The organism is Streptomyces sp. NPDC002853, assembly GCF_053591915.1.
In genome coordinates this window covers 222329-239443 of record NZ_JBSFUS010000006.1, presented here as the reverse complement: position 1 = coordinate 239443, position 17115 = coordinate 222329, and the positions used below count along the sequence as shown (strand labels likewise).

Genomic DNA, 17115 nt, shown 5'->3' with positions numbered 1-17115 from the left:
TGGGTGCGCGCCCGCTCCGTCCCCGGCCTGCGTCGGCCGGGGGCGGAGGGGCCTTCAGTGACACAACGACTCCTTGCGTACGGAGCGAACGGGAGCTGGCTGCCTGCTACTTGGCCTCGGCAGCCGCCGCTTCCGCCTTCTTCTGCAGGTCACCGAGGACCGTCTTCGGGTCGTCGCTCACGGCCTTGCCGCCGGTCTTCTTCATCTCGGCGGAGATGACGTCCCACGCGGTGTCGCCGAGCGGGTAGAACTTGGCGTTCGGCAGGACCTCGAAGAACGGCTCCAGGTCCTTGTGCTTGCCGTTGGTCTGCATCTCCTTCAGCGCGTCCTGGGTGACGGGCATCAGGTTGTACATCTCGTCGAACTCCAGCATCTTCTTGGAGTACGTGAAGTCCAGGAACTTCTTGACGCCTTCCTTCTCGGCGCCGCCGTCCTTGAACGCCATCATCCAGTCGGCCACGCCGAGGGTGGACTCCAGCGGCGCGTCCTTGCCGGGGATCGGCGCGACGCCGTAGTCGACCTTGCCGTCCTTGGCCATCTGGATCAGGCTCGGGTGGCCGTTGAGCATGCCGACCTTGCCGGCCGCGAAGTCCGCGAAGGCCGTCTTGCGGTCGGTGGAGGCCGGGTTGGAGTACGTGAGGCCGGGCTTCACGAGGTTCTTCTGCAGCCAGTCGAAGGTCTCGACGTTCTGCGCGCTGTCCAGCGTGTACTTGCCGCTCTCGTCGGTGTAGCCACCGCCGTTGCCGAGCTCCCACATCATCGTCTCGCCCTGGGTCTCCTCGGGGCCGAGCGGCAGGGCGTACGGGGTGTCGGCTGCCTTGGAGGACTTGATCTTCTTGGCGGCCGCGGCGACCTCGTCCCAGGTCTTGGGCGGCGTCTTGACCCCCGCCTTCTTCAGGACGGCCTTGTTGTAGAACATGACGCGGCTGGAGGAGACCCACGGGATGCCGTACTGCGTGCCCTTGACCTCGCCGGCCTTGGCGAAGGTGGGTATGAGGTTCTCCTGCGTCTTGGGCGAGAGGACCTCGTCGGCCTTGTAGAGCAGGTCGTCCGCGACCTTGTCGGCGTAGCCGCCGGTCTGCAGGAGGTCGGGCTGGTTGCCCGCCTGGATCATGTTCTTGACCTGCTTGTCGATCTCGTTCCAGTTGATGACCTGGACGTCGACCTTGTAGCCCTTGTTCTCCGCCTCGAAGTCCTTCTTCACGCCGTTCCAGTACTTCTTGGAGGCGTTGGAGGCCTTGTCGCCGTAGTCGGCGGCGACGATCTTGATGGTCTTGCCGTCACCGCTGTCGCTGTCACCGCCGCAGGCGGTAACTCCCATTGCCATCGCGAGCGTTGCCGCACCGGTGGCGATCAATCGATTCCTCATGCTGTTCAACCCTTCGACATCGGTGTCGACTTGAACGCGGGCAAAAGGTTCCCCCCGCGGCGCCGTGGGGCCGACATTACTCACGGCCGGAATTGGCACAACAGGCCTAGACCACTTTCGTGGCCAAGCTGAAATCACCCGCGAACAGGGTCACTTGAGAGCACCCGCGGTGAGCCCGGCCTGCACCTGCCGCTGGAAGACCGCGTACACGACGAGCACCGGAAGCATCGCGATCGTCAGGCCCGCGAAGAGCGCTCCCCAGTCGCCCCGGTAGCCCTGCGAGACCGCCAGCGTGGCGAGCCCCTGCGGCAGCACGTACCTGCTCTCCTCCTCGTTGTTGAGCAGCAGCGGAAGCAGGTACTGGTTCCACTGGCCGAGGAAGTTGAAGATGCCGATGCTCACCAGGCCCGGCTTGGCCATCGGCAGCATGATCTGGAAGAACGTGCGCGTGTGCGAGGCCCCGTCGACCATCGCCGCCTCCTGCACGCCGGTCGGCAGCGTACGGAAGAAGGAGGTGAGGAAGAAGGTGGTGAAGGGCAGCGAGTACGCGATGTAGGCGATCATGAGGCCGGGGCGGGTGTCCAGGAGGCCGAAGTTCTCCATGACCGCGAAGAGCGGGACGAGGGCGAGGATGACGGGGAACATCATGCCGCCCGCGAAGAGCATGAAGATGAACCGGTTGCCCGGGAAGGTGAAGCGGGCGATCACATAGGCCGCCATCGAGCCGAGCAGCATGGTGCCGGTCAGCGAACCCGCCAGGATGATCACCGAGTTGATGGCGTACTGGCCGATGTTCGCCTCGGTCCACGCGTTGGTGAAGTTCTCCCAGTGGAAGGAGGTCGGCCAGCCCATCGGATCGCTGAGGATCTCGACCGAGGGACGGAACGCGGTGAGGGCGACCCAGATCAGGGGGCCGGCCGCGAGGACCACCCACAGGACGAGGAAGGCGTGCGAGAAGACGTTCAGGGTCGCGCCGCTCGCCGAATCGCCCTCCCGGCGGGATGTGTCGGCGGACTCGGCGCGGGGTGCGGTGGTCGTGGTCATGATGCAGTGCTCCCGCGGTCTTTAGTATTCGATCCGGTCGCGGTTCCCGATCCTCATGACGATCAGCGAGAACGCCATGCTGAGGACGAGGAGGACGACGCCGATGGAGGTGGCATAGCCGTACTGACCGTCACGGAACCGTTCGTAGAGGAAGACCGGGGTCACCTTCAGGACGTGCTCGGGCACCATGACCAGGACGATCGCGAACGAGTCGAGCGCCTGGATGCCCATGTAGATCCAGCCGGTCCGCACGGTGTCCCAGATCAGCGGGAGCGTCACGCTGAAGAAGGTCCGCCCCCGGCCCGCGCCGTCGAGCAGCGCGGCCTCGTAGATGTCCTTGGGGATCGCGCCCATCGCGGCGGAGAACAGCACCACGTAGAAGCCGACGAAGCTCCAGGAGAGCACGATCATCACGGCGATGAGAGCCAGTGAGCGGTCGCCGCCCAGCCAGGCCGGGCCGTCGACGCCCATCTTGTCGAGCCCGCCGTTGATCAGGCCGCTGTTGGTGTTGAAGACGCGGCCCCAGACCACGGCGATGATCGCGACGGACAGGACCTGGGGGAAGAAGTAGACGACCTTGTAGAGCGAGGAGCCCGCGACGCCCGCGATGGCCTGGCCCCTCCGGTGCCTGCCGCCCGACGTGATCATGTACGCGAAGAACATGCCGAGCACGAGCGTGATCACCGGGGCGACGACCGCCAGGGTGATGCTGACCTCCAGGGACTCCCAGAAGCGCTCGTCGTTCCACATCTTGGTGAAGTTGTCGAAGCCGATGAAGTTCGCCACCGGACCGCCGGACCAGTCCGTGAACGAGTAGTAGATCGCCTGGATGAAGGGCGAGATGACGAACAGGGCGTAGAAGGCGAGCGGCAGCGACAGGAAGCCCGCGATGAAGCGGTACTTGTCGAGGGTCCGGTAGCGCCGGTCGTAGCGCACGCTCTGCGGGGTGAAGCGGGGCGGAAGGAGCACCGCCAGGACGAACAGCAACCCGTTGGGCGACTTGGGCCGTCCCGCCGCGTCCGGTGCCTTCTTCGAAGGTGGCGAATCGTCCACCCGGGTGTCAGTCTTCACGCCACTCCGCCCCGCCTCGCTCACGTGCCCGCGTTCTCGGTTGATCCGCCGCTGATCAGGACTTCTTGACCTTGACGACGTCAGGGTCCTTGAGGATCCGGGCCCCGGCCTTCTCCATGATGTCCATGGCCTGCTTGGTGCCGATCTGGCCCAGCATGAACTTGGCGATCATGTTGTTGAAGTCCTCGCGGAACAGCTCGTTGTACCAGTCCATGTGCTTGGCGATGACGACGTTCTCGCCGGCGGCCTTGATCGCCGCCTGCACGCTCGCCACACCGTGCGGCATCTTCTGACCGTCGATGGCCCCCTTGACCACCGGCAGAGCGGACAGCTCCTTGAAGTTGTTCAGGGCGGCTTCCTTGCTGTACATCGCCCGCAGCCACTCGAGGCCGCCCTGCCGGTTCTGCGCCTTCTCGGGGACGACGTAGAACTCACCGGCCGGCGCGTTGATCGTGCCGAACGGCATCTTGTCGCCCGAGTCCAGTGACGGGCTCGGGCCGAACGACATCCCGAAGTCCTTCGGGGTGGTGTCCTTGGCCTCGTTCTCCACCCAGGAACCGTTGGGCACGAAGACGCACTTGCCCCCCTTGGTCCAGGCGGTCTGCATCTCGGTGTGCGCCTCGGTGCCGTCGAAGCCGGTCAGGACGTACTTCTTGGCGACCAGTTCCTCCCAGGCCTCGAAGACGTCCTTGACCGCGTCGTTCTTCCAGGCGCCCGGCTCGAGGTGGTCCATGGCCGTGGTGATCTCGCGCCCGCCGCGCTGCGCGAACATCGTGTAGATGCTGAAGAACATGTACCGCGGGTGGCCGCCCGGGTAGCTCCAGCCGTGGATGCCCTTGGCCTTGGCCTTCTTGCAGACGGCCAGCATCTCGTCCCAGGTCTTCGGGTACGCGGAGTCCAGGCCCTCCTCGAGGAGCTTCTTGGAGTAGAAGGTGCCGTAGACCGTCAGCGAGATGCCGGCCTGGAAGGTGCCAGAGCCACCGAAATTGCCGCTCGCCTCGACCGCCGGTTCGAGGATGTCGCGCACCTTGACGCTCGGGTCGTCCCACGACGGGGCGTCGAGCAGCTCGGTGAGGTCCGCGACCTGCTTGTTGGAGACCAGCTTGCCGGGGTTCATCTGGTCGGCGCCGGAGTTGTTGATGACGTCGGCCGTCGGGTTGCCGCGGACGATCTTCGGCTGCACCTGAGTGGCGATCTTCGTCGTCGACTTCTGGCCGGCATCCGAGTCCGGGTACCGCTTCTTGTACATGTCGGTCACGAACTGGGCGTACTTGTCGCCATAACCGCCGTTGAAGACGACCACGGCGAGTCCGGCGTCGCCCTTCACGCCGAGCGGGTTCTTCTTGGACTTCTCGCCCTTCTCCGCCTTGTTCTCTTCCCCGCCACCGCTCGCGCAGGAGCTCAGGGCGCCGACGGCCGGCACTGCGAGAAGGCTGGTGGCCGCCGCCCTCTTCATCACGTCACGACGGTTGATGCTGGTGGATCCCATGCTCAAGTCCTCGCCTTCTCCAGGACTCAGGCGGCGTACGGGGCTCCCGACAGCTCGCCATTGGCGAAGGGCCCGACACCGCGGGTCAGTTGAAGCTTTCGTGGTGCGTTGCGTGCGACAACTACATGGCAAGGGCTCGCACCCGCCACTCAGGGTGCCGATAGGTATAGTCCACTTCTCGGCAGCAGAGCAAGATCGAACGCAGCTTGGGCCAGCAGTCTTTCCCGAGTTGAGACCTCGCGGAGACACGGCCTGGTTCGTTCACGGCGTGAGCAAATTCAGCCGAAGGAGACGATCGCGTCCGGGACCCGCTGCCGCTCCCCTTCATGGATCTTCCCCGGCAGCCACTCGCACCTCATTGGACTTTCTCCTGGGTCCCCTTGGACTTTCCCCTGCGTCCCGTCACCCCTGCCGGCTCCCGCGACGCTTCCAACAGCCTTGACACCACCCACCACTTACCGCCCTACATGACCCTGAGCAGCGAATTGACAACGTTGTCCAACTCGCAGGGAGGGGTTCGGGGATGCCGCACAGATCACGCAGACCTCGCTTCAGACACCATCGTTCGGCCGCGGTCCTCGGAGCCGCCGCGTTCACGCTCGTCGCGACCGCGCAGGGCGCGGCGGTGGCCAAACCGGACGCACCGCCCAAAGCCGCGCGGGAGTTCGTCTCCTCGTTCGAGGAGGGCGACGCCCAGCCCGACTGGCTGAACACCGTGGACACCGGCCCCGACGGCAAGAAGCGGACCGCCGGTGTCAACGGCGCGTTCAGTGCGGGAATACCCGGAAGTGTGAACGACCACGTCACGGAGGTCCGCGCCAGCGGCGAGAACTCCGGCAGCGGCGAGGTCAAGGAGAACCTGATCGACGGTGAGCCCACCAGCAAGTGGCTCACCTTCGCGGCCACCGGCTGGGTCGAGTTCGACCTGGACGAGCCCGCCAAGGCCGTGACGTACGCGCTGACGTCGGCGAACGACCACGACGAGCGCGACCCCAAGGACTGGACCCTGCAGGGCTCCACGGACGGCAAGGACTGGAAGGTCCTCGACACCCGCAAGGGTGAAACGTTCGACAAGCGCCACCAGACCAAGAAGTACGACTTCGAGAACGGCACCGCGTACGCCCACTACCGCCTGGAGGTCACCGCCAACAACGGCGCGTCCGACGCCCTCCAGCTCTCCGACGTCCAGCTCTCCGTCGGCGGCACCGAGTCGCCCGTACCCGAGGACATGCTCTCCCTCGTGGACCGCGGGCCCAGCGGTTCCCCGACCGCGAAGTCGGGCGCCGGGTTCACCGGCAAGCGCGCGCTGCGCTACGCGGGCACCCACAAGGTGGACGGCCGCGGTTACTCGTACAACAAGGTCTTCGACGTGAACGTCTCGGTGCGCCGGGACACCGAGCTCTCCTACCGGATCTTCCCGTCCATGGCGGAGGGCGACCTCGACTACGACGCCACGAACGTGTCGGTCGACCTGGCCTTCACCGACGGCACCTATCTGAGTGACCTCAAGGCCGTGGACCAGAACGGCTTCGCGCTCTCCCCGCAGGGCCAGGGCGCCGCGAAGGGCCTCTACGTCAACCAGTGGAACAACGTGGCATCCCGGATCGGGCAGGTCGCGCGCGGCAAGACCGTCGACCGGGTGCTCGTCGCGTACGACTCCCCCAAGGGCCCGGCGAAGTTCCGTGGCTGGGTGGACGACGTCTCCCTGAAGGAGAAGGCCCCGGCCAAGCCGAAGGCCCACCCCTCGGACTACGCGGACACCACCCGCGGCACGAACTCCAGCGGCGGCTTCTCGCGCGGCAACACCTTCCCCGCGACCGCCGTGCCGCACGGGTTCAACTTCTGGACGCCGGTGACCAACGCCGGTTCCCTGAGCTGGCTCTACGACTACGCGCGCGGCAACAACGCGGACAACCTGCCGACGATCCAGGCGTTCAGCGCGAGCCACGAGCCGAGCCCCTGGATGGGTGACCGGCAGACCTTCCAGATGATGCCGTCGGTCGACAAGGACACCCCATCCGCGTCCCGGACCAAGCGCGCGCTGCCCTTCAAGCACGAGAAGGAGACGGCACGCCCGCACTACTACGGCGTGACGTTCGAGAACGGTCTGAAGGCCGAGATGGCCCCGACCGATCACGCGGCGATGATGAAGTTCACCTATCCCGGTGACGACGCGAGCGTCATCTTCGACAACGTCTCGGAGAAGGGCGGCCTCACCCTCGACAAGGAGAGCGGTGTCGTCAGCGGCTTCTCGGACGTGAAGTCCGGGCTCTCCACCGGTGCCACGCGTCTCTTCGTGTACGGCACCTTCGACTCGCCCGTCACCGCGGGCGGCAAGCTCGACGGCGGGGGCGGCGGTGACGTCACCGGTTACCTGCGCTTCAAGGCCGGCAAGGACCGCACGGTCAACCTGCGCCTCGCGACCTCGCTCATCAGCCTCGACCAGGCCAAGGCGAACCTGAACAGCGAGATCCCCTCCGGCACGTCCTTCGAGCGCGTGAAGAACCGCGCGCAGAAGAGCTGGGACGACATCCTCGGCAAGGTGGAGGTGCAGGGCGCGAGCGAGGGCCAGCGGACCAGCCTCTACTCCTCCCTCTACCGCCTGTACCTCTACCCGAACTCGGGCTTCGAGAAGGTCACTTCGGCGGACGGCAAGTCGAAGTACCAGTACGCGTCGCCCTTCTCGCCGCAGACGGGTCCCGACACCCCGACGCACACCGGCGCGAAGATCGTCGACGGCAAGCCGTACGTCAACAACGGCTTCTGGGACACGTATCGCACGACCTGGCCCGCCTACTCGCTCCTCACGCCGAAGAAGGCCGGTGAGCTCGTCGACGGCTTCGTGCAGCAGTACAAGGACGGCGGCTGGACGTCCCGTTGGTCGTCGCCCGGCTACGCGGACCTGATGACGGGCACCTCGTCGGACGTGGCGTTCGCCGACGCGTACGTCAAGGGCGTGGACTTCGACGCCAAGGACGCGTACGACGCGGCGCTGAAGAACGCGACGGTCGTACCGCCGAGCAAGGGCGTCGGCCGCAAGGGCATGGAGACCTCACCCTTCCTCGGCTACACCTCCAGCGAGACCCACGAGGGCCTGTCCTGGGCGCTCGAGGGTTACGTCAACGACTACGGCATCTCCCGCATGGGTGAGGCCCTTTACAAGAAGACGGGCGAGAAGCGCTACAAGGAGGAGTCGGAGTACTTCCTCAACCGCGCCCGGGACTACGTGCATCTCTTCGACGACAAGGCGGCTGGCGCAGGCACCACGCCGGGCTTCTTCCAGGGCAAGGACAAGAAGGGCGACTGGCGCGTCCAGTCCGACAAGTTCGACCCGCGCGTGTGGGGTCACGACTACACCGAGACGAACGCCTGGGGCTACGCCTTCACCGCCCCGCAGGACTCGCGCGGCCTCGCCAACCTGTACGGCGGCCGCAAGGGCCTCGGCGACAAGCTCGACACGTACTTCGCCACTCCGGAGACCGGCTCCGCGGAGTTCGCGGGCTCCTACGGGGGCGTCATCCACGAGATGACCGAGGCACGCGACGTACGCATGGGCATGTACGGGCACTCCAACCAGGTCGCCCACCACGCGGCCTACATGTACGACGCGGCCGGTGAGCCGTCCAAGACGCAGGAGAAGGTCCGCGAGGTCCTCTCCCGCCTCTACACCGGCAGCGAGATCGGGCAGGGCTACCACGGCGACGAGGACAACGGCGAGCAGTCGGCCTGGTTCCTCTTCTCCTCGCTCGGCTTCTATCCGCTGGTCATGGGCAGCGGCGAGTACGCGATCGGCTCCCCGCAGTTCACGAAGATGACCGTGCACCTGGACAACGGCCGCGACCTGGTCGTCAAGGCGCCCAGGAACAGCGCCAAGAACGTGTACGTGCAGGGCCTGAAGGTCAACGGCAAGAAGTGGAACTCCACCGCGCTCCCCCACAAGGAGATCGCACGCGGCGGCGTCCTCGAGTTCGACATGGGCCCCAAGCCGTCGTCGTGGGGCACGGGCAAGAACGCCCAGCCGACGTCGGTCACGCAGGACGACAAGGTGCCCTCGCCGCGCGGTGACGCCATCAAGGGTGACGGCGCGCTCTTCGACAACTCCTCGGCCACGGACGCGACCTCCGACGCGGCCGTCGACCTGCCGGTCGCCAAGGAGACGAAGGCCGTGCAGTACACGCTGACGTCGTCCACCGACAAGGCGAAGGCACCGGACGGCTGGGTCCTTCAGGGCTCCGCCGACGGCGAGAAGTGGAAGGAGCTGGACAAGCGGTCCGGCGAGTCCTTCGCCTGGGACCAGCAGACCCGGGTGTTCACGGTCGACGACCCGGGGACGTACGCGCACTACCGGCTCGTGCCCGACGGCTCCGCCACGCTCGCGGAGGTCGAGCTGCTGAGCTGACCGTCGAGACGAGTGGCAGACAGGTCCCGCCGACAGGCCGTACTCACGGCCTGTCGGCGGGACTTCATGGCCGACCGCCCGAAGTAGCCGCGGGAGCAAGGCAAATGGCTCGACACCGCGGTGGCGTCGTGCATAAGATCCACGGCGACATCGCGTGTCGGTCACCGGCTGGGTGAGGCATGGAGGTGTCGGGAGATGCCTTCTGGAGGCATTCCTTGCCCGTCGAACTGAATCACACGATCATCCACGCCCGGGACAACCGGGAATCCGCCGAGTTCTTCGCGGATCTGCTGGGCCTTGAGATCACCTCGGAGTGGGGCCCGTTCATCGCGGTGGCACTGAGCAACTCCGTCACCCTGGACTTCGCGACCATCCCCGCGGACAAGATCACCCCGCAGCACTACGCCTTCCTGGTCTCCGAGGCCGAGTTCGGTGCCGCGTACGAGAAGATCAGCGCACGCGGCATCGAGCACTGGGCCGATCCGCATCAGAAGCTGCCGGGTGAGATCAACACCAATGACGGCGGCCGTGGCGTGTACTTCCTGGACCCCTCGCGGCACGCCATGGAGCTCATCACGGTGCCGTACGGCGGCTTCCCCGAGTAGTCGCCGAAGAGCCGCCGCGTCGCCCGTTCATGACGGGCAGCTCTTCTCCTTGTCCCCCCGGTACGTCCGGTACAGCGGCAGCTTCTCCTTGTCGGAGCGGGCCACCGGGGGGAACTCGATGATCGGTACGGGTTTGCAGACGGACCATTGGTTGTTCTCGCCCGGCCCGGTGAACCCGTAGGTGCCGCCTGCCCCGACGAGACAGCCGGTGCAGGTGTCGTCGCTGAGGGTCGGGTGGGTGAGCGTGCTGTACACGTCCTTGGTGGAGGGCAGCCGGTGCGCGGGCGTCTTCTTGCCGTCCTCGCTGATCTCGCTGTACGTCCGGTCGACGGCGGACACCAGGAGAGCGAAGCCGTCGTAGTACATGGCCGCGTACCCGTCCGCCAAGGCCTTGGTGCCCAGCTTGTGCTCGTTGTCGATCGTGTTGAAGCGCGCCTGGAACGGGGAGAAACCCGAGGGCGCGCCGCCGGGGTCGTTCGCCCAGTCGGGATCGAAGGCCGAGGCATCGACGATCGTGGCGTTGGCCCTGCGCAGACTGCGCTCGATGTCGGCGGAGGTGAGCGTCGGTTCGAGGCCGATGCCGACCTTGAGGATCCGCAGCTTGCCGCTGCGGGTGCAACCGCCCTCATTGGCGAGGCGGTTGATGAACGCCGGCAGGTCCTGGTCACGTCCCGCGAAGAAGACGGTGTCCGTCTTGTCGCGGCAGATCCTCGCCACGGCGTCGGCGAAGCGCTGCGGGACCCCCTGGTCCTTGCCGGACGAGCCGATGTAGTGGGAGTTGTGGTTCTTCAGGTCGTACGCCTTGCCGAAGTGCCGTTCGAAGATCTCGCGCAGATTCTTCGAGTACACGTCTCCCTCACGGCTGTCCCAGAGCAGGAGGCCCTTCTTCTTCTGCGGGTAGCGGTCGACGTAGTGGGACAGGGCCTTGACGAACTCCTGGTTGTTGGGCGACGTCTTGAAGAAGTACCTGAAGTTCATGGAGGCGGCGGTGATGACCGGGCCGACCGTGGGGATACGGCGTTTCGTGAGCTCGGCGACGGCCTCGCGGGTCTCCGTCGTACTGCTCGGGATGCCGGTGACCCCGACGAGCGGGGCTTCGGTGTCCTGCGTCATCTCGGCGAGACGGTCGACGACGGGCTCCCATTCGCTGAGGTGTCTGCCGTCGGGGGCGAAGAGCAGCTGATAGTGCGGCCCGCTGGCGCTGTTCGCCTGCAGCTGTGCCGCGTGGGCGCCCGCGAGTGCGCGCCGGATCATGTCGCCGGTCATCGCGCTGGAGGCGTCCGACGTGAACGGCATCATCAGGGCGATGCGTACGTAGGGGATGCGGGCGCTGCCGCCCGGCGGGTTCTCCCAGTCCTGCTCGACGCGGGCGTTCTCGTCGGCCACGGCCTGGATGAGGCTCTCGGTCCTCTCGTCCGCGTCGAAGGCCTGGTCGGTGACCCCTATGCATTCCCCGGCGATCTCTTCGAGGCCGTCCCCGCACGGTCCGGGACGCGAGCCGGTCCAGGTGACCAGGCCGGCGACGAGGGCGGCGACCACCACCGCGGCCACGAGCCATTCGAGGGGGCCCCACTCCTTGGGCGGGTGGTTGAACATCATGACCCCTCACTGGCGGGGACGGGCAGGATCTGCCGTTTGCGGGCGGCCACCGGCCAGTCGCGGGCTGCCCTGCCAAGGGCTGCGTACCAGGTGGGGTGGCGGCGGCAGAGGAATCCGAGTTCGTCGCCCACCGCCTGGCACAGGGTTTCGGCGTCCGGGTCGATCGCCGCGTCGGCGTACGGCTCGGACAGGTACCACAGGGCGTGCAGGAGCCGGTTGATGCTGCGGCCCGCCTCGTCGAGGTGGGTGTAGCGGGCCGCGTGTTCCCCGAGGGCGATCTCCACCCGGTGGTCGCTCCAACCGCCGGACTCATCGGGGGAGTTCACGTCCGGGCCGGTCCGTCTGGCCGGCGGCGTCGGGGCGGTGGCGCAGTGCCGCAGGCATTCCAGCCAGTGCTGGACGCTCTGCTCCGCCTCCTCCGCGCCGAACTCGTCCGCCAGCATGTCCACCACCTGTGGCGCGTTCCCGGCGGCCAGGCTGTGCCGCAGCGCGTCCGCCTCCCCGGTGTCCTCGGCGTCGGAGCGCTGCACGTGGTGCGCGTGCAGGAAGCGGTGGATCTCGTACCAGCTGTGCGGATCGTCGGAGGGAGGCGAGGTGCGGCGCGCCTCGTGGACGAGGAGCGACTGCAGGAGCCGGTTCTCGACCAGCGGCGCGTCGACGGGAACGGACTGCTGCCACTGCCGCTCCACCAGATACTGCGCCGCCGCGTTGGCGGGCAGTTGCTCGGGCCCGTCGAGGCGCAGGTCCTCGGCGAGTGCCTCCGCGGTCGCGTTGTCCCGTGCCAGGCACAGCACGAGGAGCCGGTCACGCTGGCGCCGGTCGGGCAGCAGGTCCTCCAGGAGCACCTGGGTGACGGGGCGCCCCTGCGGGGTGGGCAGGTCGAGCAGATCCCTGGGGGCCACCGCGCGGTTCTGCCGGGCCGCGTGCACCACGGCCTCGCACAGCACGGTGCTGGCCGCCGGGTGCCCTCCGGTCAGCGAGTGCAGCGCCGACGCCAGGTGCGGGTGCAGCAGCCGCACGGACGCCCGGTCGAGCATCGACAGGACGTCGTCCCTGCTCAGCGGTGTGAGCGGCACGACGAGCAGTCCGGCCGACGGATCGTGTCCTGCACGCCGCCAGATGGCGGCGGCCTGTTTGCGCCGCGCGCCGCCCGCGGCGGGCAGCAGGTCGGCCAGTGCGCGGCGCACCGCTTGCGGCGCCTCCTCCTGCGGTACGTCGCCGAGGCGGGTGGCGACGACGGTGATCCGGTCGCGGTGGGGCCGCTGCGCGATGGCGCGGTGCTGGAGGAGCAGTTTCAGGAAGCGCTGCCCGGCGGGGGCATGCGCCTCGTCGATGAGGATGAGGGGCCAGGGTTCGCGGTTCAGGTGCCGCATCATGCCGTAGGCGTCGGCCGTCTCCTTGAGGAAGGCCGCCATGAGAGTTTTCTCGACGGCGCGCCGGTAGTCGCCGCCCCGGTGGAAGCGCCGGCCGAGTTCCAGCAGGACATCGGGCTGCCCGGTGGCGCCGTCCGGTGTGGTGTGCCGGCGCCCGTACCAGTTCCGGGCCGGGCCGAGGCCCCGTAGTGACTGGAGTTCCCGCAGGATCGCCGCGGTGACCGGCAGTGAACCGTCGTCGTCCACCGGCTCGGTGCCGGCGTCGGCCACGCCCGCCGCTTCGGCGACGGAGGCCTCGACCCGCTCCGACCACTGCCGCGCCACGTCCCGCTCGCCCCCGGCGATGAGGCCGCAGGCGATCAGGAGCCGGGCGTGCCGGGCGCACACGGCGTCCCGCCCGTCCGCGTTGTCCAGGGACCAGCCGGAGACCGCGAACAAGCCGGGCAGCAGGACGGGGAACAGGCCGATCCCGGGTGCGAGCGCGCACACGATCCGCTCGAGGACCTGGACGAAGTCGGCGGCGGGCTCGGCGGGCACGTCCCCGTCCTGCGCGGGGACGGCGAGCACGGCGGCGGGTGCCCCCGGCACCACGGCCCGCACATGGGCCAGCGGGAGCCGCTTGAAGTAGTGCCGCGCGAGACCGTCGAGGACGGCGCTGCGGCCGAGTCCGTGCTGCCCGGTGAGCAGCACGACGGGCACATCGTCCCCGAACTCCCGTTTCCTGCGCGCCCGTTCGTCGTACGCCAGACCGGTGAGTGACGGGATGAGTGAGCCCACCAGTGGATCGCGACCGTACAGCAGTGGCGTTTGCGGCTTGCCCATCCGACGACTTCCTGCTTCCCCCTGGGAGCCTTCGGCCACCACCGGGGCGAGGCGCAGCGCTCCCCCGGAAACCAGCCGCTGACTGTTGCTCCAACTCCCCTCGGAACAGTGGAACTTACCCCCCTTCGGTTCAGGGTTGCGGGTAAATCTCCAGATCGACCCGGTCCGGTAGATTTACCGCCGCCCTTACCTCACCCGGGTACGCGAGCCTGACCCGCCGCAGCCCGGACAGTCCTGCCAGGTGCGAGAGATCGATGTCGGAGCCCTGGGTGAGATGTATTTCGACAAGTCCCGGCAGCCTCCGGGCGATGCGCCGCAACGACACGGGCGCACCCGGTTTGGCGTACACGTAGAGATGCGTGACCTGCGAGACCTGCGCCTTGGGATCGAAGAGCAGCGTGCTCAGCTGCTCCGGGGAGAGGGTCAGCGTGCGCAGTTCGGGCAGGCGGCCGAGCAGGGCGCCCCACCCGTCCGGCAGCAGGCGTTCGCCAGCCTCGTGCAGGCGCAGTTCCTCCAGTGCCCGGAAGTTCTCGATGCCCGTCAGCTCGACCGTGCCCATCGGCAGCGCGAGGACGCGCAGGTCATTGAGGTGGGACAGATCGTCGAGCCCACGCCAGGGCACCTGCAGCCCCAGGTGCAGGGCGGTGAGGCGCGGGCATTCGGCGAGCTTGGCCAGTGGCTCGAACTGCGGGAGGTCCTCGAGGACGAGGGTGTGCAGCTGGGGCAGCCGGGTGAGCGGCGCGGGCTCCCTGATGTTGCGGCAGCCCCGCAGGGTGAGGCTCTCCAGCGCGGGGAAGTCCGCGAGCAGACCGAGGTCCTGCAGTTGGAGCGCGCCACGCAGCCGGAGCTCGCGAAGGCGCCGCGGGTCCAGCGCCGCGCGTACGGCCTCGGGGGTGAAGTCGCCGTGGATGCCGACGCGTTCGCAGCCGGGCAGCGTCGCGAGGGCGTCGAGCTCGGCGCCCGAGCGCACGGTGACGGGCTGCGAGGGGTCCGCGGTGAGGAGCGGTCGGAGGATCTCGTCGGCGTACACCCTGGTCTCGAACCGGTCCCAGTGGCCGAGGAGTTGGGCCCGCACCACGGGCTGGCGGGTGCCGAGGAACTCCCGCAGGCGCGGGATGGCGGCGTCCCCGCCGATCTGGCAGATCGCGTGGACGGTCGCGAGTTCCTCGTCGCCGTCCAGGTCCCGCGCCCTGGGCAGCAGGCCGAGCAGCAGCGGCCCCGTGCGCGCGAGGACCCTGGCCTGGCGCAGGCTGCGCGGCGGGACCATGCGCGCCGCCTCGGTCTCGATGGTCCGCCGCACGTCGGGGTCGAGCCGGGTGGCCTGTTCGAGCGACGCGAGGGCGAGCAGCCGCAGCCTGGCCTGGACCGTCGAGTCCTTCTCGCGGTTGGCGCGATCGCTGAGCCGGATGAGCAGATCGGCACGTCCCTTGTGATCGCTCTGCGCGACGGCCATCTGCACCACGTCCTCCCACTCGTCCGCATGGGCGTTCTTCACCAGGATGCCGAAGTCCCGCTCTTCGAGCACCGCTTTGGCCCCGAGATAATCCTGAAAGGTGCGGTGGATGAAGTCGACGGCTCCCGAAGCGGGTTCACGGAGTACGCCGGTGCGCTCGATGAGGTACTGCAGGGCGTCCTCGGGTGCTCCCATCTTCTGGAGGCTCGGCACCTGGGGCTGGAGCCTGCGGACCAGGTCCACGGCGTCCGGGCGCTCGATCTGGGTGCGTTCGTTGCGGATCAGCCAGTACGCGAAGCGCTTGAGGGGTTCGGAGGCGGCCTCTTCGCTGAGGGTGGCGTCCGTCTCGCTGATCTTGGGCCGTACGCCGCGCTCCTTGTCTCGCCGTTCGAGCAGCATGGACAGGGCGGCCTTGTAGAGGGCGGCCCGCCCCTCGGGCAGGAAGCCGTGACGTTCCTCGTGCAGGGCACACATCAGGCTGCACATGAGCGGGTTGGTGGCGAGCCTGCTCAGTTCCGGCCTGGTGCGCAAGGACTGGATCAGTTCGTCGTCCTTCCCTTTGCGCGCCGCTGTCGCCGTGTGCCACCGCTGGATGAAGCGCCGCAGGTCGTCGGGGCGCAGCGCGTTCAGGGTGAACTCGTGGAAGCCCTCGCGCTCCAGCCAGCCGGGGGCGAGCGCGGAGGGGCGGGTGGTGGCGAGCCACAGGTTGCCGGAGAACGCGGACAGGAGCCGGCGCAGCCACTCCCGGGTGCGCGCGCGGTCGGCCTTGGGGATCTCGTCGAGGCCGTCGATGAGCAGCAGCCCGCGGCCGTTCTGCAGCACGCGCGCCGTCCAGCCGTCGGGTTCGGTGCCCACGAGCGGGCAGCCCGTCCGGCGCAGGAAGTCTTCGGGCAGGGGCAGTTCGGTGCCTTCGCGGACCAGGGTGCGCAGCGGCAGGACGAACGGAACGCGGCCGAGGAGCTGCGGCAGATGCCCCGGCACCGTGTCCTGCCGCGCGGTGGTCAGGGCCAGCCACTGGACGAGCGTCGTCTTGCCCGTGCCCGCGACCCCCTGAAGGAGTACGCGGCGGTGCCCGACGAGGACGGACTCGACGCTCTCCTCAAGCACCGCCGCCCTTCCCTCGGTGTCCAGGTCGGGTTCGTCGTCCGCGGCGGCCGTCGCGACCGCGCGCAGGCTCAGGTAGGCGCTCTCCAGGGGCCACACCTTGCGGTCGGTCTTGCGCAGGTCGACTCCGTAGAGGGTGAGGCTGCCGTGCTCCTTGATGACGTAGTCGGAGTATTTCTCCTCGAAGCGCGCGTCCGCCGTCGTCCAGTCGTCGCCCGAGACGCGGCGCAGGATGACCTCCAACTGATCGCTCTGCCGCTGCAGTTCCTGGAACTCCTCGAGCTGCGCGCGGGCCGCGAATCCGGGCCGCTGGGTGAAGAAGCGCACGAGGTGCACGCAGGCCGTGCGCAGGAGCACGTCGTGGAAGAGCGCCGCGTCGCGGGTGAGCAGCCTGCGTGTCTCGGGCCCGGCCTCGCGGGACAGCTCGGCGGCAAGACCTTCGGGCCCGAGCTTGAAGACTCCGACGTCGTCCATGTCGAGCTCGCCGAGGGCGAAGAGCGTACGGGTCAGGGCCTGGCCGACGGCGTCGTGCTCGTCGTCCGCGATCGGCCGCTCGTGCGGCACCGCCGACCGCACCGCGCGGCGCACGAGCTCTTGGGCGAGCCGGTGCATGTCGTCCTTGCTGAGCGAGGGGTGGTCCCCGGCGAAGGACAGCAACCCCTTGATGCGTACGGGCCGTTCGGTGTACTCGGCTCCCGGCGCCTTGGGCGGCGGCAGCAGCAGCCGTTTCAGTAACGGCACCACGACCGAGGACGCGACTTTGATGCCCACTGCTCCAGCGTCCACA

9 protein-coding genes are annotated in these 17115 nt (G+C 68.1%); 2 read left to right on the top strand and 7 right to left on the bottom strand.

The annotated features are described in order from the left end of the window. Positions 1-106: 106 nt before the first annotated feature. The 4 genes from ACWD02_RS18210 to ngcE all read right to left on the bottom strand — a co-directional run bounded on the left by ACWD02_RS18210 (position 107) and on the right by ngcE (position 4973). Positions 107-1369 carry an ABC transporter substrate-binding protein gene (locus ACWD02_RS18210; RefSeq protein ID WP_451211285.1) on the bottom strand — a complete coding sequence of 421 codons (1263 nt, stop codon included), beginning with the start codon at positions 1367-1369 and terminating at the stop codon, positions 107-109. 150 nt (positions 1370-1519) lie between these two features. Next, on the bottom strand, positions 1520-2413 hold the full coding sequence (locus ACWD02_RS18205; RefSeq protein WP_451211282.1) for a carbohydrate ABC transporter permease: 894 nt from the start codon (positions 2411-2413) through the stop codon (positions 1520-1522). 21 nt (positions 2414-2434) lie between these two features. Continuing rightward, positions 2435-3349, bottom strand: coding sequence for a carbohydrate ABC transporter permease (locus ACWD02_RS18200; RefSeq protein ID WP_451212042.1), 915 nt, complete (start codon positions 3347-3349; stop codon positions 2435-2437). A 190-nt stretch (positions 3350-3539) separates the two neighbouring features. After that, a complete protein-coding gene (ngcE, locus tag ACWD02_RS18195) occupies positions 3540-4973 on the bottom strand; it encodes an N-acetylglucosamine/diacetylchitobiose ABC transporter substrate-binding protein (RefSeq protein ID WP_451211279.1) in 1434 nt (477 codons plus the stop codon). Between the two features lie 523 nt (positions 4974-5496). Between ngcE and ACWD02_RS18190 the strand changes: the two genes are divergently transcribed. Beyond that, positions 5497-9372: a GH92 family glycosyl hydrolase gene (locus tag ACWD02_RS18190; RefSeq protein WP_451211277.1), complete on the top strand. Its 3876-nt coding sequence runs from the start codon at positions 5497-5499 to the stop codon at positions 9370-9372. Positions 9373-9587: 215 nt separating this feature from the next. Continuing rightward, entirely contained in the window at positions 9588-9977 is a 390-nt protein-coding gene (locus ACWD02_RS18185; RefSeq protein ID WP_451211273.1) for a VOC family protein, read from the top strand. 27 nt (positions 9978-10004) lie between these two features. Here ACWD02_RS18185 and ACWD02_RS18180 read toward each other — a convergent pair whose 3' ends face one another. The 3 genes from ACWD02_RS18180 to ACWD02_RS18170 all read right to left on the bottom strand — a co-directional run bounded on the left by ACWD02_RS18180 (position 10005) and on the right by ACWD02_RS18170 (position 17099). Continuing rightward, complete coding sequence (locus ACWD02_RS18180) at positions 10005-11576, bottom strand: ABC transporter substrate-binding protein (RefSeq protein WP_451211270.1); 1572 nt, start codon at positions 11574-11576, stop codon at positions 10005-10007. Continuing rightward, complete coding sequence (locus ACWD02_RS18175) at positions 11573-13771, bottom strand: ATP-binding protein (protein ID WP_451211267.1); 2199 nt, start codon at positions 13769-13771, stop codon at positions 11573-11575. The genes ACWD02_RS18180 and ACWD02_RS18175 overlap by 4 nt, the downstream gene beginning before the upstream one ends. Positions 13772-13901: 130 nt before the next feature. After that, a complete protein-coding gene (locus ACWD02_RS18170; RefSeq protein ID WP_451211264.1) occupies positions 13902-17099 on the bottom strand; it encodes an NACHT domain-containing protein in 3198 nt (1065 codons plus the stop codon). Positions 17100-17115 lie beyond the last annotated feature (16 nt).